Origin of the sequence: Pectobacterium jejuense (assembly GCF_026800125.1) — a bacterium.
Taxonomy (GTDB): domain Bacteria; phylum Pseudomonadota; class Gammaproteobacteria; order Enterobacterales; family Enterobacteriaceae; genus Pectobacterium; species Pectobacterium jejuense.
This window is the reverse complement of the sequence record NZ_JAPQKX010000022.1, coordinates 1-25,099: the sequence shown is the minus strand read 5'-3', so window position 1 is coordinate 25,099 and position 25,099 is coordinate 1. Positions and strand designations below refer to the sequence as shown.

Annotated in this window: 25 protein-coding genes, 4 tRNA genes and 1 pseudogene; 5 read left to right on the top strand and 25 right to left on the bottom strand. The window is 49.4% G+C overall.

The features are described from left to right. Positions 1-145 precede the first annotated feature (145 nt). The 5 genes from rplS to ffh all read right to left on the bottom strand — a co-directional run bounded on the left by rplS (position 146) and on the right by ffh (position 3,684). Positions 146-493 carry a 50S ribosomal protein L19 gene (gene rplS / locus NXT09_RS22195; protein WP_010285987.1) on the bottom strand — a complete coding sequence of 116 codons (348 nt, stop codon included), beginning with the start codon at positions 491-493 and terminating at the stop codon, positions 146-148. 62 nt (positions 494-555) lie between these two features. Continuing rightward, positions 556-1,311 (bottom strand): tRNA (guanosine(37)-N1)-methyltransferase TrmD, encoded by a 756-nt coding sequence (gene trmD, locus NXT09_RS22190; protein WP_010285995.1) that lies wholly within the window; start codon positions 1,309-1,311, stop codon positions 556-558. A 38-nt stretch (positions 1,312-1,349) separates the two neighbouring features. Next, positions 1,350-1,898, bottom strand: a complete 549-nt coding sequence (rimM, locus tag NXT09_RS22185) for a ribosome maturation factor RimM (protein ID WP_010308358.1) — start codon at positions 1,896-1,898, stop codon at positions 1,350-1,352. An 18-nt stretch (positions 1,899-1,916) separates the two neighbouring features. After that, positions 1,917-2,165 carry a 30S ribosomal protein S16 gene (gene rpsP / locus NXT09_RS22180; protein ID WP_010285998.1) on the bottom strand — a complete coding sequence of 83 codons (249 nt, stop codon included), beginning with the start codon at positions 2,163-2,165 and terminating at the stop codon, positions 1,917-1,919. A 157-nt stretch (positions 2,166-2,322) separates the two neighbouring features. Next, complete coding sequence (ffh, locus tag NXT09_RS22175) at positions 2,323-3,684, bottom strand: signal recognition particle protein (protein WP_095700327.1); 1,362 nt, start codon at positions 3,682-3,684, stop codon at positions 2,323-2,325. A gap of 170 nt (positions 3,685-3,854) precedes the next feature. Between ffh and NXT09_RS22170 the strand changes: the two genes are divergently transcribed. Then, positions 3,855-4,649, top strand: coding sequence for a cytochrome C assembly family protein (locus NXT09_RS22170; protein ID WP_010286006.1), 795 nt, complete (start codon positions 3,855-3,857; stop codon positions 4,647-4,649). Between the two features lie 70 nt (positions 4,650-4,719). Here the strand turns inward: NXT09_RS22170 and luxS are convergent, their stop codons facing one another. The 14 genes from luxS to NXT09_RS22100 form a co-directional block, all read right to left on the bottom strand. Beyond that, a complete protein-coding gene (luxS, locus tag NXT09_RS22165) occupies positions 4,720-5,235 on the bottom strand; it encodes an S-ribosylhomocysteine lyase (protein ID WP_014916315.1) in 516 nt (171 codons plus the stop codon). Positions 5,236-5,388: 153 nt separating this feature from the next. Then, a complete protein-coding gene (gshA, locus tag NXT09_RS22160; protein WP_268581173.1) occupies positions 5,389-6,942 on the bottom strand; it encodes a glutamate--cysteine ligase in 1,554 nt (517 codons plus the stop codon). Positions 6,943-7,024: 82 nt separating this feature from the next. Next, positions 7,025-7,453, bottom strand: coding sequence for a YqaA family protein (locus NXT09_RS22155; protein ID WP_039288358.1), 429 nt, complete (start codon positions 7,451-7,453; stop codon positions 7,025-7,027). Further along, positions 7,450-8,016 (bottom strand): fructose-1-phosphate/6-phosphogluconate phosphatase, encoded by a 567-nt coding sequence (gene yqaB, locus NXT09_RS22150; RefSeq protein ID WP_268581174.1) that lies wholly within the window; start codon positions 8,014-8,016, stop codon positions 7,450-7,452. The genes NXT09_RS22155 and yqaB overlap by 4 nt, the downstream gene beginning before the upstream one ends. A 389-nt stretch (positions 8,017-8,405) precedes the next feature. Next, positions 8,406-8,482: transfer RNA gene (locus NXT09_RS22145), tRNA-Arg, on the bottom strand. 52 nt (positions 8,483-8,534) lie between these two features. Beyond that, a tRNA-Arg gene (locus NXT09_RS22140) sits at positions 8,535-8,611 on the bottom strand. A 69-nt stretch (positions 8,612-8,680) separates the two neighbouring features. Continuing rightward, a tRNA-Arg gene (locus NXT09_RS22135) sits at positions 8,681-8,757 on the bottom strand. An 8-nt stretch (positions 8,758-8,765) separates the two neighbouring features. Further along, positions 8,766-8,858: transfer RNA gene (locus NXT09_RS22130), tRNA-Ser, on the bottom strand. 294 nt (positions 8,859-9,152) lie between these two features. Then, a complete protein-coding gene (gene csrA / locus NXT09_RS22125; RefSeq protein WP_005972168.1) occupies positions 9,153-9,338 on the bottom strand; it encodes a carbon storage regulator CsrA in 186 nt (61 codons plus the stop codon). Positions 9,339-9,662: 324 nt separating this feature from the next. Then, positions 9,663-12,290: an alanine--tRNA ligase gene (alaS, locus tag NXT09_RS22120; protein ID WP_268581172.1), complete on the bottom strand. Its 2,628-nt coding sequence runs from the start codon at positions 12,288-12,290 to the stop codon at positions 9,663-9,665. Positions 12,291-12,428: 138 nt separating this feature from the next. Next, positions 12,429-12,923 carry a recombination regulator RecX gene (recX, locus tag NXT09_RS22115; protein ID WP_205554827.1) on the bottom strand — a complete coding sequence of 165 codons (495 nt, stop codon included), beginning with the start codon at positions 12,921-12,923 and terminating at the stop codon, positions 12,429-12,431. A gap of 45 nt (positions 12,924-12,968) precedes the next feature. Continuing rightward, the gene (recA, locus tag NXT09_RS22110) at positions 12,969-14,042 is read right to left on the bottom strand and encodes a recombinase RecA (protein ID WP_010285348.1); all 1,074 of its coding nucleotides are present in this window, start codon (positions 14,040-14,042) and stop codon (positions 12,969-12,971) included. Between the two features lie 107 nt (positions 14,043-14,149). After that, positions 14,150-14,644 carry a nicotinamide-nucleotide amidase gene (gene pncC, locus NXT09_RS22105; protein ID WP_268581171.1) on the bottom strand — a complete coding sequence of 165 codons (495 nt, stop codon included), beginning with the start codon at positions 14,642-14,644 and terminating at the stop codon, positions 14,150-14,152. A gap of 234 nt (positions 14,645-14,878) precedes the next feature. Continuing rightward, entirely contained in the window at positions 14,879-15,214 is a 336-nt protein-coding gene (locus NXT09_RS22100; RefSeq protein ID WP_039536292.1) for a PM0253 family protein, read from the bottom strand. Between the two features lie 479 nt (positions 15,215-15,693). Between NXT09_RS22100 and NXT09_RS22095 the strand changes: the two genes are divergently transcribed. The 3 genes from NXT09_RS22095 to NXT09_RS22085 all read left to right on the top strand — a co-directional run bounded on the left by NXT09_RS22095 (position 15,694) and on the right by NXT09_RS22085 (position 18,705). Beyond that, a complete protein-coding gene (locus NXT09_RS22095; RefSeq protein ID WP_240583595.1) occupies positions 15,694-16,182 on the top strand; it encodes an SRPBCC family protein in 489 nt (162 codons plus the stop codon). A gap of 81 nt (positions 16,183-16,263) precedes the next feature. After that, positions 16,264-16,938: a MarC family NAAT transporter gene (locus NXT09_RS22090; protein WP_010307203.1), complete on the top strand. Its 675-nt coding sequence runs from the start codon at positions 16,264-16,266 to the stop codon at positions 16,936-16,938. A 168-nt stretch (positions 16,939-17,106) separates the two neighbouring features. Beyond that, positions 17,107-18,705: a sensor domain-containing diguanylate cyclase gene (locus tag NXT09_RS22085; protein WP_205554823.1), complete on the top strand. Its 1,599-nt coding sequence runs from the start codon at positions 17,107-17,109 to the stop codon at positions 18,703-18,705. Between the two features lie 239 nt (positions 18,706-18,944). On the opposite strand, the gene NXT09_RS22080 is transcribed toward NXT09_RS22085, so the two are convergent. Next, the gene (locus NXT09_RS22080) at positions 18,945-20,171 is read right to left on the bottom strand and encodes an MFS transporter (RefSeq protein ID WP_268581170.1); all 1,227 of its coding nucleotides are present in this window, start codon (positions 20,169-20,171) and stop codon (positions 18,945-18,947) included. Between the two features lie 115 nt (positions 20,172-20,286). Continuing rightward, positions 20,287-21,168, bottom strand: a complete 882-nt coding sequence (locus NXT09_RS22075; RefSeq protein WP_268581169.1) for a LysR family transcriptional regulator — start codon at positions 21,166-21,168, stop codon at positions 20,287-20,289. Between the two features lie 215 nt (positions 21,169-21,383). Between NXT09_RS22075 and grxB the strand changes: the two genes are divergently transcribed. Continuing rightward, a complete protein-coding gene (grxB, locus tag NXT09_RS22070) occupies positions 21,384-22,019 on the top strand; it encodes a glutaredoxin 2 (RefSeq protein ID WP_268581168.1) in 636 nt (211 codons plus the stop codon). A gap of 98 nt (positions 22,020-22,117) precedes the next feature. Here the strand turns inward: grxB and NXT09_RS22065 are convergent, their stop codons facing one another. The 4 genes and pseudogenes from NXT09_RS22065 to NXT09_RS22050 form a co-directional block, all read right to left on the bottom strand. After that, complete coding sequence (locus tag NXT09_RS22065; protein WP_268581167.1) at positions 22,118-22,534, bottom strand: bacteriocin immunity protein; 417 nt, start codon at positions 22,532-22,534, stop codon at positions 22,118-22,120. A gap of 352 nt (positions 22,535-22,886) precedes the next feature. After that, on the bottom strand, positions 22,887-23,063 hold the full coding sequence (locus NXT09_RS22060) for a hypothetical protein (RefSeq protein ID WP_268581166.1): 177 nt from the start codon (positions 23,061-23,063) through the stop codon (positions 22,887-22,889). A gap of 67 nt (positions 23,064-23,130) precedes the next feature. Continuing rightward, the gene (gene pvcA, locus NXT09_RS22055) at positions 23,131-24,090 is read right to left on the bottom strand and encodes an L-tyrosine isonitrile synthase (RefSeq protein ID WP_370690992.1); all 960 of its coding nucleotides are present in this window, start codon (positions 24,088-24,090) and stop codon (positions 23,131-23,133) included. A gap of 511 nt (positions 24,091-24,601) precedes the next feature. Further along, positions 24,602-25,099, bottom strand: a pseudogene (locus NXT09_RS22050) (RHS repeat domain-containing protein); the annotation flags it as partial.

Sequence of the window (25,099 nt, the reverse complement as noted above, 5' to 3'; positions counted from 1 at the left end):
CTGGCATGGGCTTTCTTCAGGCTATAGCCTCACAGGAACAATCACCACCTCCCGAGGAGGTGGTTTAAAGCTGACAAAAAAAGGGTTTAGCCAAAGGCTAAACCCCTTATAAATAACAACTTTCGGATGTTGCGAAAGCGCTATCTTAGTTAAGACGCTCTTTGATACGAGCAGACTTACCAGTACGCTCACGCAGGTAGTACAGTTTGGCTTTACGCACGGCACCACGACGTTTAACAGCGATGCTGTCAACTACTGGAGAGTGAGTCTGGAATACACGCTCCACGCCTTCGCCGTTAGAAATTTTGCGAACAGTGAATGCAGAATGCAGACCGCGGTTACGAATAGCGATAACCACGCCCTCGAATGCCTGCAGACGTTTTTTGCTACCTTCAACAACCCATACCTTCACTTCTACGGTATCACCCGGACGAAATGCAGGTACGTCCTGCTTCATTTGTTCGTCTTCGATTTGCTTAATGATGTTGCTCATAATATGTCTCTTACCCTAGGTAAACTGATAGTTGGGTTCGCGCGGTAAACCGGCGTAACCACCTAATACTCTTGTTGCTCAGACTGATATTCACGTTGGAATTCAGCCAGCAACCTTGTTTGCTCGTCAGTCAGAGCTAGGCTTTTCAGAAGTTCAGGTCTTCTAAGCCAGGTTCGGCCCAGCGACTGCTTCAATCGCCAGCGGCGTATCTCCGCATGGTTACCGGACAGTAACACCGCCGGAACTTCCATGCCTTCCAGTATTTCAGGGCGTGTGAAATGAGGACAGTCCAGCAATCCATCGGCAAAAGAATCTTCTTCTGCTGAAGCCTGATGCCCCAGAACGCCCGGTATAAAGCGGGCAACGGAGTCAATCAGGGTCATCGCTGGCAGTTCCCCACCGCTGAGTACGTAATCGCCGATCGACCATTCTTCATCGATTTCGGTTTTAATTACGCGCTCATCAATCCCTTCGTACCGTCCACAGACCAGAATCATCTTCTGGTTCGTAGCGAGTTGATGTACGCCTTGCTGATCTAATTTACGGCCCTGAGGTGATAAATAAATCACTTTCGCGCCTTCGCCTGCCGCTGCTTTTGCTGCGTGGATCGCATCCCGTAAAGGTTGCACCATCATCAGCATTCCGGGGCCGCCGCCATAAGGCCGATCGTCCACGGTGCGATGCCGATCGTAAGTGAAATCGCGAGGACTCCAATACTGTACGTTCAGCAGGCCATTTTTAACTGCCCGGCCAGTGACTCCGTAATCAGTAATTGCCCGGAACATCTCTGGAAACAGGCTAATCACCCCAATCCACATAGTCTCGTTCCGCTGGGTACTACTGGTAGATTCAGAGTTCAAAAACCAGGATCCCAATCTACTTCAATAGTTTGAGCAGAAAGGTCGACGCGCTTAACAACCTGTTCGGTGAGGAACGGAACCAGCCGTTCCTTGACTCCGAAGGCATCTTTCAGGTTGGCCTTTATTACCATCACATCGTTCGAGCCGGTTTCCATCATGTCGATGATTTTACCTAACTCATAACCGGTTACGGTCACGACCTGACAGCCAATAAGATCCTTCCAGTAATAATCACCTTCGCCCAGATCGGGCAGTTGTGACGAATCTACGACAATTTCACAATTAGTCAGTAAATTAGCCGCATCACGGTCATCAGCACCTTTCACTTTAATGATCAGATCCTGATTGTGATACTTCCAGCCTTCAATCTCGACAAGCTGCCAACCGCTTTTACTCTGGATGAACCAAGGTTGATAATCAAAAATGCTCTCGGCATCTTCGGTGGATGAAAACACTCTGAGCCAACCTCGGATGCCATATGCCGATCCTATCTTCCCCATCACAATCGGGTTAACAGGAGGTTTTGGGCTGAGTTGATTGCTCATTATCACCACCGCAACAGGTTATGCTGCTTTTTTAGCGTCTTTGATCAGCGAAGATACGCGATCAGACACAGTTGCACCCAGACCAAGCCAATGCTCGATACGGTCCAGATCCAGACGCAGGGCTTCTGCTTGACCAGATGCGATTGGGTTGAAGAAACCTACGCGCTCGATGAAACGACCATCACGCGCATTGCGGCTATCGGTCACGACTACTTGATAGAAGGGGCGTTTTTTCGCGCCGCCACGTGCCAAACGAATTGTTACCATAACATCCTCTTTAGTGAATAAAACAACTGGGCCCCATCGAGGAACGGAGCACAGTATGTCATATAAAAAGCCCGAAAATTTTACTCATTTTGGCGCAAAAAGCAATCTAAAGCGTATAATCACGCCAAGAGTTTCTCTACACCATCGATTTCGGTGATTAACGGCCCGGGAATCCAGGTGGCATCATCCCTTTCATACCGCGCATCATTTTCGCCAGACCGCCGTTTTTCATCTTCTTCATCATTCGTTGCATGTCATCGAACTGCTTCAGAAGACGGTTCACGTCCTGTACCTGCATGCCGGAACCCTGTGCGATACGGCGTTTACGCGATCCTTTAATAATCTCTGGTTTGGCTCGCTCCTGACGCGTCATCGAATTAATGATCGCCTCCATACGCACCAGCACCTTGTCATCCATTTGTGACTTAACATTATCAGGCAGTTGGCCCATGCCCGGCATTTTGCTCATCATGCTCGCCATGCCGCCCATGTTGCGCATCTGCTTGAGCTGATCCAGGAAATCGGTCAAATCGAACCCATCGCCCTTCTTCAGCTTGTTGGCAAGCTTTTCTGCCTGTGTACGATCGACCTTGCTTTCAATATCTTCAATCAGTGAAAGCACATCGCCCATACCGAGAATTCGCGAGGCAACGCGCTCAGGGTAAAACGGCTCCAGCGCTTCGGTTTTTTCGCCGACGCCGAGGAATTTAATTGGCTTGCCAGTGATATGGCGGATAGACAACGCCGCACCGCCGCGGGCGTCACCATCAATTTTGGTGAGGATCACACCGGTCAGCGGCAGCGCTTCATTAAAGGCTTTCGCCGTATTCGCCGCATCCTGCCCCGTCATGGCATCAACAACAAACAGCGTTTCAACTGGCTTAATCGCCGCGTGAACCTGCTTGATTTCGTCCATCATCGCGTCGTCAACGTGGAGACGACCCGCGGTATCGACTAACAGGACATCGTAGAACTTCAGCTTAGCGTGTTGTAACGCACGTTCTACGATAGCAAGCGGCTTTTCCTGCACGTCTGACGGGAAGAAATCGACACCCACCTGCTCTGCCAATGTTTCCAACTGTTTAATCGCCGCAGGGCGATAAACGTCAGCTGAAACCACCAGCACTTTTTTCTTATGCTTTTCGCGCAGGAATTTACCCAGCTTGCCCACGCTGGTCGTTTTACCCGCACCTTGCAGACCGGCCATCAGAACAACCGCAGGCGGTTGCGCGGCAAGATTCAGCTCCGCGTTGATTTCACCCATTGCACTGACGAGTTCATTCTTAACAATCTTGACGAACTCTTGGCCCGGAGTCAGACTTTTATTGACTTCATGTCCGACAGCGCGCTCTTTCACGCGATTGATAAAATCACGCACCACGGGTAACGCGACGTCGGCTTCCAGCAATGCCATACGCACTTCACGCAGCGTTTCTTTTATGTTGTCTTCAGTCAACCGCCCGCGGCCGCTGATATTGCGCAATGTGCGCGAGAGTCGATCGGTTAAATTTTCAAACATATCTCATGCTCAACGTAAGACAGGCCGCCAGCGCGACACGAATGGAAGAGATTATACACAAAAGCGGGAACGATCTCAGCGCTGCTGACGGAGAACTGTTGGTGCCCGCGACGACTAACGCTATACTGATTCTTCATTTTACCTAGTTGATATTTAATAACCTAATCTGTATGTCTGTTTTCGCTATTGTGGCGCTTGTCGCCTACACACTCAGCCTCGGACTGATTATCCCCAGTCTGCTGCGCAAGAACAGTGCATATCGTCGGCTGGCAATACTCTCGGCCAGCGCTGCGCTAATTTGTCATGCGGTGGCGCTCTATCAACGCATTTTCGATGTTCAGGTCGGCCAAAACCTTAGCTTGCTGAATATCGGTTCTCTGGTCAGCCTCATCATCTGTACGGTGATGACGTTTGTCGCCACGCGCGATCGCGGTTGGTTTATTCTTCCTATCGTCTACACCTTTGCGCTGATCAATCTGGCCTTCGCCAGCTTCATGCCGAGTGAGTTTATTACGCATCTGGAAGCGTCGCCCGGCCTGATGATCCATATCGGACTGGCCCTTTTCTCCTATGCAACGCTGTTAATTGCTGCTCTTTATGCGCTTCAACTCGCCTGGCTTGATTACCTACTCAAGAATAAAAAGCTGGGATTTGCCGCTGACATGCCGCCGCTGATGGGCATTGAGCGCAAAATGTTTCACATCACACAGATTGGCGTCATTCTGCTCACGCTGACGCTCTGTACCGGTTTGTTTTATATGGATGACCTGATCGATAACAAAGAGAACCTGCACAAGGCCGTGTTCTCCCTGTTTGCCTGGTTCATCTATATTCTGTTGCTCTGGGGACATTACCATGAAGGATGGCGGGGACGGCGCGTCGTCTGGTTCAGCCTGATCGGCGCCCTTATGCTGACGCTGTCCTACTTCGGCAGTCGGGTTATACAGCACTTCCTCGCAGTCTGACGCGTTCACGAGCATAAAAAAAAGAGAACCCACTTCGGTTCTCTTTTTTTATCTGTACATACCCACGAAACTAGATATGTAGCTCAGCCAGTTTATCTTTCGGCAGCGCCAGATCGTCATTTTGGTTGATACCAATATCGTGATCCACGATGTGTTGAGCAATGTCCTGCGCTTCTTTCAGTGAGTGCATCTCATAGGTGCCACACTGGAATTCGTTCAGCTCAGGAATTTTACGCTGATCAGTCACTTTCAGAACGTCTGCCATCGCCGCTTTCCAGGAATCAGCAACACGTTGCTCATCCGGCGTGCCAATCAGGCTCATGTAGAAACCCGTACGGCATCCCATCGGAGAAATGTCGATGATTTCAACGCCATCACCGTTTAAATGATCGCGCATAAAGCCAGCAAACAGATGCTCTAGCGTATGGATGCCACGCTCTGGCATGACTTCAATATTCGGACGACAGAAGCGCAGGTCAAATACCGTGATATTGTCGCCATGAGGGGTTTTCATGGTTTTAGCGACCCGAACTGCGGGTGCAGCCATACGAGTATGGTCAACGGTAAAGCTGTCTAGTAATGGCATAATTTCACCTCCTCAAAGAAAAAAATTCATTTTTTCTCGTTTCCGAGAACTTTTCCTTTTTATGCGAGTCTGACTTACTGAAAGACGCGCATTTATTATCATCATCCCTATTAGAGATGTTTATTTGGCCACAGTTTCTGTGGCCTTTTCTTTTTAATTCGCCGCCAGATAGTCGTCAAAACTCATCGTATCTTCAGACTCAATCTGACGTTGGCGCTGCCAGGATTTCTCACTCGCCGCAGCCAATTGTTCTTCCGTCAACACCTGCAGCGGCTCGCTGCTGAGCATTTTGCGGTATTCTTCCGCTAAATTCAGCCCCACGCTACCATTGCCTTCTTGCTTCATCAACGTTAATAGTCGCCCAGAGAACGTCGTTTCTGGATCGTCAAAACCAACAAGTAGCTCATCGCATACCTGTTGATAGTGCGGTTGATTGTTTTCCGCGTCCAGTACTTCCGCAACGCGACGTAAATCCGCAAACAGAGATTTCCCCACGTCAGCAATTGGCTGCTGGATGGTTTCACACCGCATACCCACCGTTTGCCCAGGTTTACGCCCTTCCAGAATCACTCGGTTCCAGTTTTTACGCGTACACAGTAGCTCATCCGCGCTCATTTCAGGCGCATCTGCCAGCGCACACCAGATCAGGAATAAATCCAGGAAACGAACCTGACTTTCACTCACCCCGGTCGGGGAGAAAGGATTAATATCCAGTGAACGCACTTCAATATATTCGATTCCGCCACGCAACAAGGCATCAGATGGCGTTTCACCCGCACGCGTCACACGCTTCGGACGAATCGGCGCATAAAGCTCGTTCTCAATCTGCAAGACGTTCGTATTCAATTGTAGATAACGACCATCCTTCTTCATACCAACTCGAGCATATTCCTCAGACGGCGTTTTTATCGCGCGTTTTAACGCAGCGACATAGGTATCCAAGTCGTTAAACGTAATCCCCAGATTGCTCTGTGACTTATTGGTATAGCCTAAATCACTGAGCCGTAGAGAGGTCGCATAAGGCAGATAAAGCATGCCTTTTTCCGTACGCTCAAACGGCAGCGCGGTTTCCCGACCTTTCAGGAAGGAAGAACAGATCGCCGGAGAAGCACCGAACAGATAAGGGATCACCCAGCCAAAGCGATAATAGTTACGGATCAGCCTGAAGTATCCCGCAGATATCGCTTTTTTCCCGCTTTCTGCATCAGTAACCCCTTCTCGCGCCTGCCAGAATGACAGCGGAAGAGAGAAGTTATAATGCACGCCGGAAATAGTCTGCATCAACGCGCCATAACGGTTTTTCAGCCCTTCACGATAAAGCGTTTTGAAGCGCCCGATATTTGATGAGCCATACTGCGCCAGCTCTATATTTTGCTCGCTGTCGATAAAGCACGGCATGCTCAATGGCCACATCCGCTCATCGCCCAGATTACGGGAAACGTGGCGATGAATATCGCGCAGAAACGTCAGCAGGTGATCGACATCTTTATCGACAGGCGTAATAAACTCCAACAGCGCTTCTGCAAAGTCTGTCGTAATCCACGGGTGTGCCAACGCCGAACCCAATATCTCGGGGTGCCCAGTCGTAGCAAGATGTCCATTTGCTGTTACGCGCAATGTTTCGCGTTCAATTCCACGCTGAATACCCTTCACTGCCAGTGGGTGTTTTTCCAGCCAAGAAAGTGCTTCTGAAATGTCCGGGATCAAATCGACCTCCCGTTGTTAAAATGTAATGGTTGTAAGCATAATTGAAACTCAGCAGCACTCACCAGTTTGCATTGCAATCTGGTTAAGACCACCACGCCATCCCCTGCAACGTTATACCCGTCAATACGATATACCGCAGCGCTTTTCCAATACCGATGAAAACCGCCGATTGCACCCAGGGCATGCGTAGCCAACCCGCTAACACGCACAATAAATCGCCTACTACCGGCACCCAGCTAAATAACAACGCAGCGCAGCCATAGCGCTGTAACCAGCGCATGGCCACCGAATACCCAGCTTGTTGTTTTGGCTGAGGGAGTAAGCGCCCTATAAAAATATTTGTTAACCCACCCAGCGTATTTCCTACCGTTGCCACAGCAATCAACAGGTAGGGCTTTGCGCTGTCAGCAAGCAATAACGTTACCAGCAGCACTTCCGAACTGCCAGGCAGCAGTGTTGCACTGAGCAGGCTACTCCAGAAAAGAGAAAAAACGGCCCAGAACTCACTCACAATGTACGGACGTCAACCACGGCCATGTTAGCGCGTTTAGCGGCTTCAATGCCGTAGTCTGCATCTTCAAACACGATACAGTGTTCCGGTGCGACAAAAATCAACTCAGCGCAACGCAGAAAGGTATCGGGGAAAGGCTTATGCTGCATAACATCATCAGCCCCAACGATTGCATCAAAATAATCATGCAGCCCCAAATGCGTTAGCAATCTATCAGCCATGCCATGCGTGCTACCAGTGCCAACTGCCATAGGACGCCGTCCGCGATAGTGCTTAACAACATCAATCAGCGGCAGTGGTTTTACCGTATCCAGCAGCATTTCCTCAACCACAGCCGTTTTTTCCGCCGCGAGTTGGTGAGCATCAATATCGGCCTGATGGCTGTCGATAATACGCTGTGCAATATGCCAGGTGGGCGAGCCGTTCAATGCTGTCATGGCACTGGCATCATATCTCATACCATATCGGGCAAGAACCTGATCCCACGCTTTATGGTGCGTTGGTTCGGTATCAAGCAGGGTGCCATCCATATCAAAGATCAGCCCTTGATAGCGATCGTACATCATGACTCCATGATCACTGAAAAGAGAGCTTACTTTATCGTAAAGTGAAAACGTTGTCGCTTACTCAATAACCTTATAAAAAACAGGTTATTACCCCCATAGTAGTAAGGCAGTCTTCATTTACTCGTCGGCTCAATATCAATATACAGGCAAGGGAGAGGTAAGAATTAATACACGGGAGTAATGAGAAAAATATCATTCTGATATCAGCAGAACAGAAGGCTGTGACGCTGAGAGCGAAAATAGGGTAGAGAGCGATGGGTAAAACAGAAATGGCGTATCGGAGAAAACTATCTGTCTTGCTTAGTACTTTGAGTCGTTGCTAAAGCAAGGTTATTCTTACGCTTACTAGTTTGCGCTAAGGCAAGAATTTTATCTATATCGAAATATGGTGCATCCGGGAGGATTCGAACCTCCGACCGCTCGGTTCGTAGCCGAGTACTCTATCCAGCTGAGCTACGGATGCAGAGTGTGGTGCAGAAATAATGGGGTGAGCAATTAAACGAGATACTTAAGAATGGTGCATCCGGGAGGATTCGAACCTCCGACCGCTCGGTTCGTAGCCGAGTACTCTATCCAGCTGAGCTACGGATGCATTGATAATTCTTCATCTGCGACAAAACTTGCTTTCACTTACTACTTGCCTTGCAAAGGCAGTATTTAATGGTGCATCCGGGAGGATTCGAACCTCCGACCGCTCGGTTCGTAGCCGAGTACTCTATCCAGCTGAGCTACGGATGCATATTAAATGGCGGTGAGGGAGGGATTCGAACCCTCGATGCAGCTTTTGACCGCATACTCCCTTAGCAGGGGAGCGCCTTCAGCCTCTCGGCCACCTCACCTTACATTACCTGATTCGCTACTAAGAACTTCTTGTTAGTGCTCACCGGTACTGCGTGGCGCACATATTACTTTCCCAGACTTATAAGTCAAACAATTTTTCCCACCTTGTGTTCGTTTGAACAATTCGCATCCAAGACGCGCACTTTCACAACAAAAAGTCTATTTTATCGACAGAAAAACAGGCGGTTACCTTGCCAAAGGCAACGCACAGTAAAAATGGATATGTCGATAAATAAGTGGGGGAAAAGCAGGAAATAACAATTGCGTCCCGCGAACACGAGACGCATTGTCAATCAATATGACGTTGGTTGAGATTTTTCGGCCTGAATACGCTGATAGATCTCTTCACGGTGGACAGAAACCTCTTTCGGTGCATTAACACCAATACGCACCTGGTTGCCTTTCACTCCTAATACGGTAACCGTTACCTCATCGCCGATCATGAGGGTTTCGCCAACTCGACGAGTCAAAATAAGCATTCTTTGCTCCTTGAAAGATTATAAAGAGTCGGGTCTCTCTGTCTCCCCGCCATTATCCATCATGTGCCGTGAAAACGTAAACCTAGACGATGGTATAACCACACCATCACACTCCGGTTTGTCACTACTTGTTAGTTTAGTCGATATCAGTAGCTTGTGCTTTTGTTATCACAACAACAGGACTGAGCATGTAAAGCTTCAGAATATCTGAAGGTAACACACTTTCTATCCTGCTTGCCGGATCCTTTTCCGCAGACAAAAACGCCACAACCAGAAAGTTATGGCGTTTTGTCGGATAACGCGAATAAAACGTTATCTGTCGTTTTACAGCTTAGCAGCAACCCAAGATTCAACGCTTGCCAGCGCAGCAGGCAGTGCAGAGACGTCTGAGCCGCCCGCCTGAGCCATATCTGGGCGACCACCGCCTTTACCGCCAACCTGCTGGGCAACAAACCCAATCAGTTCACCGGCTTTTACACGGTCAGTCAGATCTTTCGTTACACCAGAAATCAGGCTAACCCGGCCTTCTGCCGCCGTTCCAAGAACGATAACCGCAGATCCAAGCTGATTCTTCAGGTCATCAACCATCGTGCGCAGCAGCTTGGGATCTACGTTGTCCAGTTGCGTAACCAGCAACTTCACACCGTTAACCTCTTTTGCTTTGCCAGACAGCGACGAGCTTTCCTGCGCCGCTTGTTGAGCCTTCAACTGCTGAAGCTCTTTCTCCAACGCGCGGGCACGATCCAGAACAGAGCGTACCTTATCCGTCAGGTTGTGACTATCCCCTTTCAGCAGTTGCGCAATGTCTTGCAAAACGTCGCTCTGGCGATGCAGCGCAGACAACGCATTCTCACCTGTGGTCGCTTCAATACGACGCACGCCGGCAGCAGTACCTGACTCAGAAATGATCTGGAACAGGCCGATATCACCCGTACGGCTTGCGTGCGTGCCCCCACAAAGCTCAATGGAGAAATCACCCATTGTCAGAACACGGACATGGTCGTCGTACTTCTCGCCGAACAGCGCCATTGCGCCCTTCGCTCTCGCATCGTCCAGCGCCATGACATCCGTTTGCACGGTAAGGTTACGGCGGATTTGCGCGTTGACGATATCTTCAACCTGACGAATCTGCTCAGGTTTCATCGCTTCCGTATGTGAGAAGTCAAAACGCAGATAGCTATCGTTAACCAGAGAGCCTTTCTGCGCGACGTGATCGCCTAGAACCTGACGCAGCGCAGCATGCAGCAGGTGCGTCGCAGAGTGGTTCAGACGAATGCGATCGCGGCGTTGGCTATCAACGTTTGCATCGACACTGTCGTTAACACGCAGCGTACCCTGAGTCAGTTTACCGACGTGACCAATTGCCTGACCGTATTTCTGAGTATCCTGAACGGCAAAGCTGATGCCCGCATTTTTCAGTTCACCCTGGTCGCCAACCTGACCACCGGATTCACCATAGAATGGCGTTTCGTTCAGAATCACAACCGCTTCATCACCTGCCGCAATCTGATCAACCGCGTTTCCATTGTGATAAATCGCAATAACCTTCGCTTCCTGCTGCGTTTTTTCATAGCCGCAGAATGGCGTGTTTTCATCCACACGGATGAGGCTGTTGTAATCTACGCCAAATCCGCTAGCTTCACGCGCACGCTGACGCTGTGCCGTCATCGCAGCTTCAAAGCCTTCTTCATCGACTTTCAGGCCGCGCTCGCGGCACACATCTGCAGTAAGGTCGACAGGGAAACCATAGGTGTCATACAGGCGGAAGGCTGTTTCACCATCCAGCGTATCCCCTTTCAGGTTTTTAATTTCTTCGTCCAGCAGAGACAAGCCGCGTTCCAGCGTGCGGGCAAACTGCTCTTCTTCTGTCTTCAGTGCTTGCTCAACTACAGACTGCTGTTTTTTCAATTCTTCAGCCGCTGGCCCCATGACGTGAATCAGCGGCGCAACCAGTTTGTAGAAGAAGGCGTCCGTAGCGCCCAGCATATTACCGTGGCGCGCAGCGCGGCGGATAATACGGCGCAGAACATAACCACGGTTTTCATTAGATGGCATCACGCCATCAGCAATCAGGAACGCACAAGAGCGGATATGGTCGGCAATAACACGCAGCGACTTATTGGTTAAATCCGTCGTTCCGACGGCTTTCGCTACCGCCTCAATCAGCGTTTTGAACAAATCAATGTCATAGTTTGAATTGACGTGCTGCAAAACGGCAGAAACGCGTTCTAACCCCATGCCGGTATCGACGGACGGTTTTGGCAGTGGCAGCATTGTGCCGTCAACCTGACGGTTGAACTGCATGAACACCAGGTTCCAGATTTCGATATAGCGGTCGCCGTCTTCATCAGGGCTTCCCGGTGGGCCACCTGCGATGTGCTCACCGTGATCGTAGAAAATCTCGGTACACGGACCACATGGCCCCGTTTCGCCCATCTGCCAGAAATTATCAGAGGCGTAAGGCCCGCCTTTGTTATCACCAATACGAATAATTCTTTCGCGCGGTACGCCAACTTCATCAGCCCAAATGTCATAGGCTTCATCATCTGTTGCGTATACCGTTACCCACAGTTTTTCTTTCGGCAGATTGAACCACTGAGGAGACGTCAGCAATTCCCACGCATAGCGAATCGCATCATGCTTGAAATAGTCACCGAAGCTGAAGTTACCCAGCATTTCAAAGAAGGTGTGGTGGCGTGCGGTATAACCTACGTTTTCCAGGTCATTATGTTTACCACCGGCACGTACGCAGCGCTGCGAGGTCGTCGCTCGGACATAGCTACGTTTATCCAGACCGAGGAACACATCTTTGAACTGGTTCATACCCGCATTGGTGAATAACAATGTCGGATCGTTGTTCGGCACCAGAGAGCTGCTATCAACAACCTGGTGTCCCTTACTGTGGAAAAAATCGAGAAACGCTTGACGGATCTCAGCGGTGCTCTTGCTCATAATTGTCCTGGAATCAAGCTAGAAGAACAGATCGCGGGCAAGGTTAGTCCAGCATGCTGACGTTACCGAGCAACTCACGAACAAAAAAGTGGGAATAAGATAAATTTTCTTCGATGGGAAGTAAAATCCCGTGTGCGTTCAATCTGAAAAATTCGTATAAATTGACTGGATTTCTTCATGAAAGAAGCCACGATAGAGCAGATATCGCTGATGTTTGACTTTGTCTTTCCATTCATCGGACAGAGGATGCCCGAATTTTCGTTCCACAACTGATTTCGCCAACGCACACCAATCGATATCACTCTCGTTTAATGCTGTGGCTAACGTTGTCTTATCGATTCCTTTCTGGCTTAGCTCCATTTTGATCCGCTGGGCACCATAGCCTTTGCGGCTCCGGCTGCTGATATAGCGGCGAGCATAGCGCTCGTCATCCAGCCAACCGTGTTCTTTGCAGTACGCAATAGCCGCTTCCACATCTTCCGCCGCAGCTTGGGCTGTGGCTTCATCTGCTTCATCTTCTGCGTTTGCGCTTTCTGACTTATATAAATACGCCGCACATTTGCGGCGTATTTCGGTTTCACTATAATCGCGAACAGAAAGCACATTCATCGCATAGCGTAATGGTTTATTCATCCATCTATCCGCTGAAGTCCCCTGTCACAATCCATTCAGCCACGATTAAAACTCTTCGTTGCCTTCACCAGCGAATTCATCTTCGTCATGGCTATTTCCAGCAGCGGCTGGCGTCAGCTCATTGCCTTTGTGCAGCAGCATTTCACGCAATTTCTTATCCAGTTCCGCAGCAATTGCTGGGTTCTCTTTCAGGAAATTACAGGCATTCGCTTTACCCTGACCAATCTTGTCGCCGTTATAGCTATACCAGGCACCGGCTTTTTCGATCAGCTTGTGTTTCACACCCAGATCGACCAGCTCACCGTGGATATTGATGCCTTCGCCGTACAGAATTTGGAATTCAGCCTGTTTGAACGGTGCTGCCACTTTATTCTTCACGACTTTCACGCGGGTTTCGCTGCCGACAACTTCTTCGCCTTCCTTGATTGCGCCAGTACGACGAATATCCAGACGAACAGAGGCGTAAAACTTCAGAGCGTTACCACCGGTCGTGGTTTCAGGGTTACCGAACATCACACCGATTTTCATACGAATCTGGTTAATGAAGATCAGCAGCGTATTGGCTTGCTTCAGGTTGCCCGCCAGTTTACGCATAGCCTGACTCATCATACGTGCAGCCAGCCCCATGTGGGAGTCGCCGATTTCACCTTCAATTTCTGCTTTCGGCGTCAGTGCCGCAACGGAGTCGACGATGATAACGTCAACAGCACCAGAGCGCGTTAGTGCATCACAGATCTCCAACGCTTGCTCGCCGGTATCAGGCTGAGAACACAGCAGGTTATCGATATCTACACCCAACTTCTTCGCATAAATCGGGTCCAGCGCATGTTCAGCATCGATAAACGCACACGTTTTGCCTTCGCGCTGAGCAGCAGCAATAACCTGTAAGGTCAGCGTTGTTTTACCGGAAGATTCTGGGCCATAAATCTCAACGATACGCCCCATCGGTAAACCACCGGCACCCAAAGCGATATCCAGGGACAAAGAGCCTGTAGAAATGGTTTCAACATCCATTGAGCGATCCTCGCCCAACCGCATGATAGAACCTTTACCGAATTGCTTTTCGATTTGACCCAGTGCTGCCGCAAGTGCTTTTTGTTTGTTCTCATCAATAGCCATTTCTGCTCCTGTCATGCGGCGTAAAGCTGCTGTCTCTACGCGGCTGCTTAATCATGAATTGCCGAATAATTACTGACATTATACTGTATACGCATACAGCATCAAGGTTATTTTTTCAGAAACGTGTCGAGCAACGTTTGCAGCGCAAAATGGACCGATTGCAGGCGCACCGCGTTTCTGTCTCCGCTAAACCGCATTGTCCGGGCGAATGCCTCGCCCTGTTTGTCTGTGAAGCCAAACCATACCGTGCCGACGGGCTTCTCTTCGGTTCCCCCGTCTGGCCCGGCGACGCCGCTTACTGATATGGCAAAATCTGCATCGGCGCCCTGCAAAGCCCCTGCGGCCATCTCATTGACGACGGCTTCACTCACCGCACCATGCTGTTCCAGTGTCTCTGCGTTCACATTCACCAGACGCTGCTTGGCCAGATTGCTGTATGTCACAAAGCCGTAGTCAAACCAGCCAGAACTACCCGCGATATCCGTAATAGACTTAGCCAGCCAGCCTCCGGTGCAGGACTCTGCACACGTCAGCGTGGCACCACGCGCCTTCAGTTTCTCGCCCACCAAAGCACTTAACCGCAGAATGTCAGCTTCCGTCATTGCCGCCTCATCTTAATCAAGGATTGTTGGGTCAGGGTAACACTTTTCCCTGAAAAAGACGCTCCGCTGCGCGGTATGCGAAGCGCATAGCAAAGAAGATGAAAAGAGATGAAAAACGAGGGAGATCGAATAAAACGCTACCGATTAACCAGGGAGAAAATAGCACGACTCTACTAGATCGTCGGCTGATAGGAATACAGAGGGAATAAGAGTAATTAATAATGATGGAGCGATTTACATACAACCTGCACAACTGGTGCATCGCCAGTCCTGCTTATTTATCGCCTGAAAGAAATATCTGAAATAACATTCTTCGATAGGGACATTATTTTCTTCAAAGCTATCGGCCAGCCAGTCGATATTTTCCAGAATCCAATCATCTTCATCGAGTCCGTCCCGGTACATTTCATCATCAGGATCGATGATAGAGTAGATCCCCATCGTTCCCATATGATTTTCTTTATATTTTTCCGGTAACGTGAAATCATTTTCTTTATAAGATATTAACCAGTGGCCGTGGCAAAGCAGGTTGCCATTACGACTCCACCTAGCAACAAATGGGTTACTCATATTTATTCCTACCAGCATAAAAGCTGGTTATAAACGTATCACGACATGTCTATAAAGTAAATTACCACACAACCAGTGCGCCATTTAATAACAGAATATAGGGATACACATTCATTACATCTTAATAGGTACAAAGCCATTAACGATAAATTGATAAATATCAATTTACATAGCAATAAAATATCTAAACAGGAAGTACAAATAAAAAAAAGCCCACTAAAAATAGTGGGCGGGGTACTGCTATTATCGTTATGTAAAAACCCTGGTGTTTTGCGGCACTTCATTCGGCTTCTGTCTGACTCTTACAGTACCGAACCAACATTAACGCAACATTAGCTGTGTAAAAATTCTGACTATTGCTGTGATAGCTTGCACCAACACTATCGCCACCGTCTCCACTTTGCTTCGTTGGTCGAGATCGGTCAGAATGGCCTGAATATGCCCATAAAGGGGTAATAATCCATTAGGGAGTATGACGGGTGTTTCCCTCTTTCTTAAGAAGAACCGCAGCGAAAAACGGCAGTTATGCCAATGAAATCAGCAGCAGCATTACGATCAATCGCCCGGCAGAACGCTTGTTTGATCTCTGGCGCAAACCGGAAACGTTGCCGATCCTGATGGGCCATTTCGCCAGTATCGAGATACTGAACTATACCGACTCTAACTGGCGGATTAACACACCGATTGGTGCGCTCATTGAATGGCGGGCTCGTATTATTGATGAAAAACCGGGGGAGTATATCCACTGGCGTTCGCTGGAAGGGGCACGGGTTCCGAATGAAGGCCGCCTTTCTTTTCAGCCGGCCACATCGGAAGCGGGTACAACCGTAACGCTGACGATTCGCTACAACCCACCGGGGGGCTTGATTGGGAAGAAGATCGGCCAAATGTTTGATATGTTTTCTCGCGATATGCTGACGAAAACACTCTATCGTTTTAAAAAATTAGCGGAGGATGAACTGGCCTAAGCCGCGCCAGACATCATAGCAACAGGTCATCAGTGACCGTTTTCCTGAACTGACGAAACGCCCCAATAAAAGGAACGTAGAATGCTGGAATTGATTCAAACCATTGGTCTTGGTCTGGTGTTAATCCTGCCACTCGCGAACCCACTGACAACGGTAGCGGTATTTTTAGCGATGTCCGGCAACATGAGCCAGGGGGAACGAAATCGCCAGATCTTTCAGGCCTCGCTCTACGTCTTCATCATTATGACCGTCGCGTACTACGCGGGTCAGGTGGTAATGAATACCTTCGGAATTTCCATTCCTGGGTTGCGCATTGCCGGCGGGCTCATCGTCGCCTTTATCGGTTTTCGCATGCTTTTTCCTCAGCAGAAGCCAGAACATGCGCCTGAAGTCAAAAGCAAAAAAGAAGAAATTAACGACAGTTTCTCCGCCAATGAGGTCAATATCGCCTTCGTTCCATTGGCGATGCCCAGCACCGCGGGGCCAGGAACCATTGCCCTCATCATTAGTTCTGCCTCACAGATCAAGAGCGGTGTCGATATCACGCCATGGGTGATTACCGTTGCCCCCGTACTCACGTTTATGTTGATCAGCCTGATCGTCTGGCTCAGTCTGAAAAGCTCTGGCCTGATTATGCGTCTGATCGGGAAAAGCGGCATTGAGGCCATTTCACGGCTGATGGGATTTCTGCTGGTTTGCATGGGCGTGCAGTTCATCATTAACGGTACGCTGGAGATCGTACATTCCCTGCATTAAGTTGAAGATGCTGGAGAGATATCAATACGTTGCCAGATAGCCCAATTAGCGTCTATAACTTTGAATGGCGGGTTTATTCATTGGTCGCAAGAGATGCCCCCGCCCGTGCTACATAACAAAAAGAAAGCATTATTTTGCTTACCTAGCGGAAAATAGGTGCGGCCAACAATGAAAATAAAAAAACGATTCCCAATCAATTTGCGTTCACTCATTTTATCCCTCGCCATTATCAGCATGATCATCACGCTGACCAATGCCTATGTTGCTGTTTATAATGTACAAAAAAAGCTCATTACCGATCAGATACTGAGTTCAAACCTTAACTATTCTTCCAAGTTAGCGGCGACCACAGAAAGTTTTTTATCTTCGTCACTGCAGGAGCTGGCTTACAGCGCGATATCGATAGCGGACAGTTTTAGTGACGATGCAGCGCTATTGGAGAAAAGTGAACAGACATACCGCATGAGCCAAAGCTTTAATTCTATTTTCGTTGCGGATACCCAGAATCAGATACACGCGGTTTACCCAACCTCGCTGAATCTGAAAGGCAGCACGCTAACCTCAGAGGCCAGTAAGCTGGCACTTGTGGAACAAAAGCCGTTAATCAGCCAGCCTTATATTTCAGTTACGGGCAATCTGATCGTGCTGGTTTCTTCCCCGATAAAAGACAAACAGGGAAATTATCTCGGTTACATCGGCGGAACCATTTATTTAAAAAATCAAAGCGTCTTAAACGAATTCATGAACACCCATTTTTATAATGATTACTCTAGCGTTTACGTAATCGATAAAAGCGGGATTGTTCTCTATCACCAGGATAAGCAGTGGGTAGGCAAGCCCGTCAGCGACGAGAGAATTAAAAACGCGCTTCACAACAAGAAGAGTGGCACCGCTGCCATGCCCGATATGCAAGGTACGCCGTCTTTGGCGGGTTTCGATACGGTCAATTCATCCGGCTGGATCATCATTACTTTGCACCCTTCTCAAACCGTTATCGATTTGCTCAGCAGCGTGATGCGTTCCGTTTTATATGAAGGCGCACCGGTGATGACATTAACGCTTATCGCACTCACCCTACTGGCCTTCTATATCGCCAACCCTCTGCGCCTGCTGGCGGTTTCTGCCAGTAAAATGGAGGAGTCCGGCGTGATTGAAAAAATCAAGAAAGTCCCCTCCTGGTATTTTGAGGTTGAGCAGCTAAAACGCGTCATTCTTTTCGGTACTCTGCTGTTGCACAAGCGAATCGGCAAACTGAGTTTGCAGGCCCATACCGATCCACTCACCGGATTACTCAATCGCCGTGGCATCTATGAAAACATTGAACTCATTCTCTCAAAGAGCAATCAGGTTGCCGCCATCGTGATTGATATCGACCACTTCAAACGCGTGAATGATACCTACGGACACAATATCGGCGATGACGTCATCAGGCTGTTGGCGAAAAGCATAAAGCAGGGTTCACGCGAATCCGATCTGATTTGCCGCACGGGCGGAGAGGAGTTCCTCGCACTTCTGCCCGATACGGACATGACGCAGGCCGCTGATATTGCTGAACGGCTGCGTAAAAAAGTGGAAAAAATGCCGCTGCCGATTCCTGAAAACATCACGATTTCACTCGGTGTCACCTGTTTTATTCCGGGAATGGAGCAGATCGATAGCGTCTTGAAAATCGCGGACGACGCCCTCTATCAGGCCAAACATGAAGGCAGAAACCGAGTCGTTATCAAAGTCGCTTCCGATCATTCAGTTAATCACGACTCGGAATAGACACGCTCAACACGAACCCTGCGAGCGGGAGAGAGGCAAAAAAAAACCCGCACAAGGCGGGCCAAGGTCATTCTAATGACAGGGATGGTTAACTAACACAACACTCACAGGGATGTGAGGTACTGACAAGGGATGGAAGGACTATAGCAAGCCAAATGTATAGTATTGTCATCAGCAAGTAAGGTTAATCTACCGGTTGTAAAACAACATTGGTGAGACTTCCCAGCCGCCCTATCTGGCTATTTCAGCCTGCTTTCCCCCGGTTGCAATGACGCTTTTTGGGTTTTCATCAGCGCAACCAGCAGCGCCATCATTGCCAGAACGCTAGCAAGCGCTCCGACCATCAGCCATCCTCCCTGATGCCATGCAGCCATCGCAACCGTGGAGCCAGCCGCGCCCCCCAGAAACATACCGCCCATGAATACGGTATTGATCCGGCCTCTGACCGCTTCACCGAGCCCGTAAATCACATGTTGATTGGCAATTAACGCACTTTGTACGCCGAGATCGAGCAGGACAACACCGATAATCAGGCCAATAACAGAATCGAAACCGATAAATATTGCCCATGAGAGCAGCGTCAGCAGCGCGCCAGCAATCACAACCGGACGACTGCCGAGGCTATCGGCCAGTCTTCCCGCCAGCGGAGCCGCAAAAATTCCCGCGACGCCAATCGCGCCGAACAGGCCCGCAGCGGCAGCGCCCATTTGGAAACTTCCACTTTCCAGATACAGCGCAAGCACGCTCCAGAACGCGCTGAACGATGCAAACAGCAGCGCCTGAATCAGCGTGGCTTTACGCAATGCGCGTTCACCCTGCCACAGCGTCACCAGCGAACGCATCAGCTCACGGTAACGAACGGTTTGATTCGATGGTGAAGTCGGTAACATTCTTCCCATCGCCCACGCGCCCGCTAACGCCAGCGGCACGCTCAGCCAGAACATCGCCCGCCAGCCTGCGCTTTCCGCCACCAGTCCCGCAATCGTACGGCTAAGCAGAATGCCGCTTAATAGTCCGCTCATCACCGTTCCGACAATCGCACCACGCTGTTTCGCATCAGCAAGTGCCGCCGCAGCCGGAACAATCTGCTGTGCGGCGGTCGCCCCAAAACCGATGAGCAGCGAAGCACCTAATAACGCGACAGCCGATGTCGACAAGGCCGCAAACGCAGAAGCCAACGCCAGCATCAAAAATTGCCACACGATCAACCGGCGGCGGTCAAACTTATCGCCGAGTGGAACCAGCAGTAGCAGCCCCAAGGCATAGCCTAACTGCGTCACGGTTGGAATCAGCGAAGTTGCCCCGCTCGACGTAAAGCTTTCGCCGATCACGCCCAGCATCGGTTGGTTGTAATAGATATTGGCAACAGAAATACCACTGGCTGCTGCCATTGAGAAAATCAATACTTTGCCGGGAGCTTGCTGCGTTCGGATATCGGCTTCGCTGGATAATGTACTCATCATCATACCTGTCTGTGTGTTTCCTGCCGGAAGTCGGCAGGTGATGAGAAGAGCATAAAGCGCCCTATTCATTCCCAGTAGAGAGGTAAAATGGATATCAGCTATTCCGAATAGGAATATTTCAGGAGAAAAGATGCTGGACGAAATCGGTAAAAATTCTGGCGCGGGCTGATGTCATGCGGCCTCCGGGGTAGACAGCCCAGAGATCCATTTTACCCAGTGACCATGAATCCAGCGCGGTGACGACCTGCCCGCTTTCAAGCTCTGGCGCAAACATCCATTCCGACGCCACAATCAGTCCTACACCGGATAGCACCGCTGCACGCACGCCTTCCGCCGCAGAAACTCGGATACGCCCATTGGGGAATACCGTGGTCTGTGTTCCCCCCTGAGAGAAAATCCAGCGATCGGTTCTCTCTCCCTGCAAATAGATGACGGCAGGATACGCAGCCAGAACGTCAGGAGAAGCGGGCACACCGTGACGTGCAAAATAGTCAGGAGTCGCCAGCAGGCGCATGGAACACGATGCCAACCGCTGGGCAATCAGGCTTGAATCCTTCATGTCGCCTAAACGCAGTGCCACATCAATGCCTTCAGCAATCAGATCGATCGGGCGATCGTCCAGAATGACATCGATATTTAGCTGGGGATGCTCGGCCATGAATTCATGGAGCCGCGGTATGATGAGCTGTCTGGCAAACGTCACAGGTGCACCGATGCGTAGCCGCCCAGACAGCGCCGCGCTCCCGCTCACCACATGCTCTTGAGCATCCCCCAGTAACTTTAACGCGGGGGCGATTTGCTCATAAAAATTCTGCCCAGCTTCTGTCGGCGTCAGCCCTCGGGTAGAGCGGAGCAGCAGCGGCGTTGCCAGCTGATTTTCAAGCTGCATGATCGCTTTGGATACCGCAGGCTGGCCAATACCGAGCCTACGAGACGCCGCGGAAAACGATCCCGTTTCAAAAACGCAGATAAATGTTTCCAGCGCGCTCAGGCGATCCATGATTTCTCTTCCGCAAAAGGGGTTTCACTGCATCATACAGGAATCCTACGAGGATAAGGCGGATCCACACCGCGCCCTTCTTTTCCCTGTCATCGCCATCTTCAGGCACATTTGCTTTACCGCCAACCGCATCAGGTATTACTCTGATGGCATGACTTGTCATGACAAGGCTGGCAAATTTTTGCTGCCTTTTTCAAAATCTTACGAGGCGATGCATGAAACTTTTCATTTACGAACACTGCCCATTCTGTGTCAGAGCCAGAATGATTTTTGGCCTGAAAAATCTGCCTGTTGAGCAATCCGTCATCATGGAAGGCGACATCGACACACCAACGCGCATGGTGGGTCGCAAAGTGGTGCCGATCCTGCAGAAAGAAGATGGCAGCTTCATGCCGGAAAGCATGGACATCGTCCACTATGTCGACAGCAAGCAAGCGCCGTTAATCGCCGACAAACCAGTTGATGCTGAGATTGAAGCCTGGTGTAAGTCCGTTTCCAGCGCGGTGTTTAACCTTGCGATTCCGCGTTTTACGAAAGCCGATTTCAAAGAGCTTTCCACGCCAGAGGCGCGTCACGCCTATATCCTGCGCGAAGAAAAAGCCTTCGGCGATCTGGATGCTCTGATCGCAAAAACGCCAGAACTGATTGCGGAAGTGGAGCAGAAACTCAAGGCGCTGGAGCCGCGTCTGGCAAATGTCAGCACCATTTCCACCACCGACTTTATTCTGTTCCCGATCTTACTGTCGCTCACGATCGTGAAAGGCGTACAGTTTGGCCCTAACGTTCACGCGTACCTTGAGCGTGTCTCAACAGCCAGCAAGGTCGACTTGTTGACCGATAAAGCGCTGTAAAACAGCAAGAATAGAAACAACAAAGGAGTGGCTTATAGCGGCTCCTTATTTTTAGCAACGTTCGGATAACGTCGTTCGTTTACCAACGACGATCATAATTATTCATCACTGAGCGCACATCCTCCGGTGCCAGGCTCAAGTTTAGTCATCGAGTACGACTGAGTATTTTTCGTTTTCTTTATCAGGAAAGGGTTCATTGAAAAGTAACTTCCCACATGCGCATCATCCACGAAACAGACTGTAATTTCTTTTTCATTTTCCGAGATAATACGTAGCGAATACGTCCAACTGCCATCTGTTTCTGTTGCTTCTGCCCAGTCTTTTTTCTGGCTAAACACATAATCACTGGTATCTTTCAGCAGCGTCCCCTTAGGGAAATGTCTCGGCCCAAAAGAACTGCGGAAAGTAGTCACATCCAAATGCTTCAGCACCGTCAGCGCATCCGTTTTTGTTGCCGAAAAACCGGTCTGGGGAATCATCGATACTGAAAAAATCACGGCCAAAAATAGTTTCATTTACTGCAACCCTGCGATAGAACATCCGTGCACGTATTCTATTTTAAAAACACAATTCGCAATAGCGTTATGGGGCACGCTTTACCCCATAACGCGTGGCGGATTTCAGCACGTTATTACGTATGAAACGGCCACATCAAATCATTCCAGTGGCAAAAAAGTATAAACTTAACAACAGCTTATTTTCAATTTGCCGTTAAACAAAGTGATCGTTCTCTTACTCATACGCTTTGCGTTTCCGGCCTAACATTATGGTGTTCCAGTACAGGCTAGTTAAAGAAACGCACTTCCCCGGTCGGTAACTCGTTATCACGCATTATTTCCCCGATAACCGACATACCTGGTCAATGCTTCATTGCTCAGAAAAACCGGAAGACCCCCCACGCAGTACCAGAAGATGATGCTCTCGGGCTAGCGCACGCAGCGTGTCGTTAGGCAGTGTGGCGATGCCCTGCTCTGTTTCAACAGACGTCAGCAACGCATCAAAAGTGGAAGGCGGTTTAATGCAACGGTCCATGCTATTTTCCATCGTGTATATTCCTTTATAAGATGACAATATTGATGCCTCGGTGAACGATAAGGCGAGAACAGTACGCTTATGCCAGATCAGGCTGTTTAACTAAGTAATGGCTAGGCATACCGCGGATTTCCACGATTTCACCGTCCAGTTGCTGTGCATCTATATTCTTCATTAACACAAACTGCCCATTAACATTAGCGGCTACTCCATGCCAGGGCGTCAACCAATCGTCCTTGGTGGGCATCATATGAATACCCAGCTTCAGACTGTCCGAAGGCTGCGGGTGAATAGACAACCGAATGGCGTCAGGGAATTGTTCAGCAAGCAGATTGCCCCATGCCCAACTGCGTTGAATAACGCTACATGCGCGTTTTTTGGCATCTTTCTGTAACGCCGCATTAGAGCCGGTATAGTCAGGCCTCAGGCTATCTTCATAGAGGAAACGGGTCATTGAGCGGTAAAGCTGCAAACCTTCTTCGCTCTGCATGAGCTGCGCTTTCACTTCCTCTTCTGAGTCAGCGTAATTCTCAACCAGCTGCTGGCGAAGGCGATCATAGTCAGCGGTGAGCGCCGCCATATTCTCTACATCTTTAAGATTAAAAACACTGAGATGAACGGCACCGAGTTCATGCAGTAAATTTTCAATCTCATCCTGATAAATATTAATCGTTTCGTCGCTGGTCCCAATCAGATCGCCAAATACATGCCCATCAGAACAAATACGGATATGCGCACCGGGTGGATAATAAAGCTGAATACGCTGACATAACGAATTCAGGAAGGTCAAGGACAACCGTTCCGCCATATCTGGCGTTCTTCCCAACACCTTATAAGGGCTAGGAGATTTAAACGGAAACGCAGGCAGAATGAGTTCAATGCAACGTTCTTCTTCAACAAAAGCACGAATTCTGGGTAATTGAACTTGAGTCACCTGAGACTCTTCTTCACTAATTGATTTCGTCAACTGGGTAAATCTACGCCGATATTTAATTAACTCACTTAATATTAGTGATGAAACTAATTCGTTATTCATCATATACAAAAAAACCTCATTACTTTACATTAATTTAAAAAATGAAATAAACTGCATAACAGTGGAGTAGAAACAATAGAATAAAATCATTACGCTAATACAATAAAAAAACTGAATGACATATTCAGTTTTTTTATTTACGCCGCTAATAATTAACTCCAATCATAAATAAACATAATAAGAATTAAGAAAGTAATTATTAAAAACGAGGATAAGTGACGATGGAGACACCGTTAGCAACGGCAGCAGTACGGATAGGATAAGTCGATATATAGTAGAGAACAGATTCTTGAAAGGCAGCTGGCAGAACAGAACGGACAAACGAGTTTGTCGCTGGCGATTAAGACATTACCTAATGGGAGGACGACTTGGGTAAAGCGAGGGGATGTTGGCGTAATGGTTTTGTGATGGGTTGAGTGATGTGGAGGAGATTTTTACTTATCACCATCAATCACTATTATTTTCATATTATTCACCTTTCAATTCACTTAATCGCTCCTAGCTATTTACATGACTAAATTAGACGTTCCAGCACGTCATTCACCCGGCCGTCCGCGCCCTCCAGCGCCTGACGCTGCAGCAACCCCGTCGGGCTCCACTCGTGGCGTAATGCAAACCCGCTGCCGTTACTGCGTCGCTGCTCTTCGCCCGCCGCCGTGTGACTGAACTGCAGTGGCTGATGGGAACCGATACCCAGCGACGACAGCCGCCCCGACTGCCACGCCAGTTGCAGCGGGGCCAGAATCCCTTCCACGACAGCACGCTGACCGCCTGCATCGTAACCGCTCTGCAGTGCCTCGCCGTTCACCGTTTCCGATGTGACCTGCCCCGCCCGGTTATAGGCGTATTCCACCACTGCATCCGGGCTGGCGGCTTTGGTCAGCCGCCCGGCCACGTCATACGCCAGTTCAGTAATGCCGTCGGTTTCCCCGTCTGCTTTCTGTGCGGTGATGCGCGTTATCCACCCTGCCGCATCGTGCCCGTAATGCAGTGCGCTCCCGTCCGGCGCGGT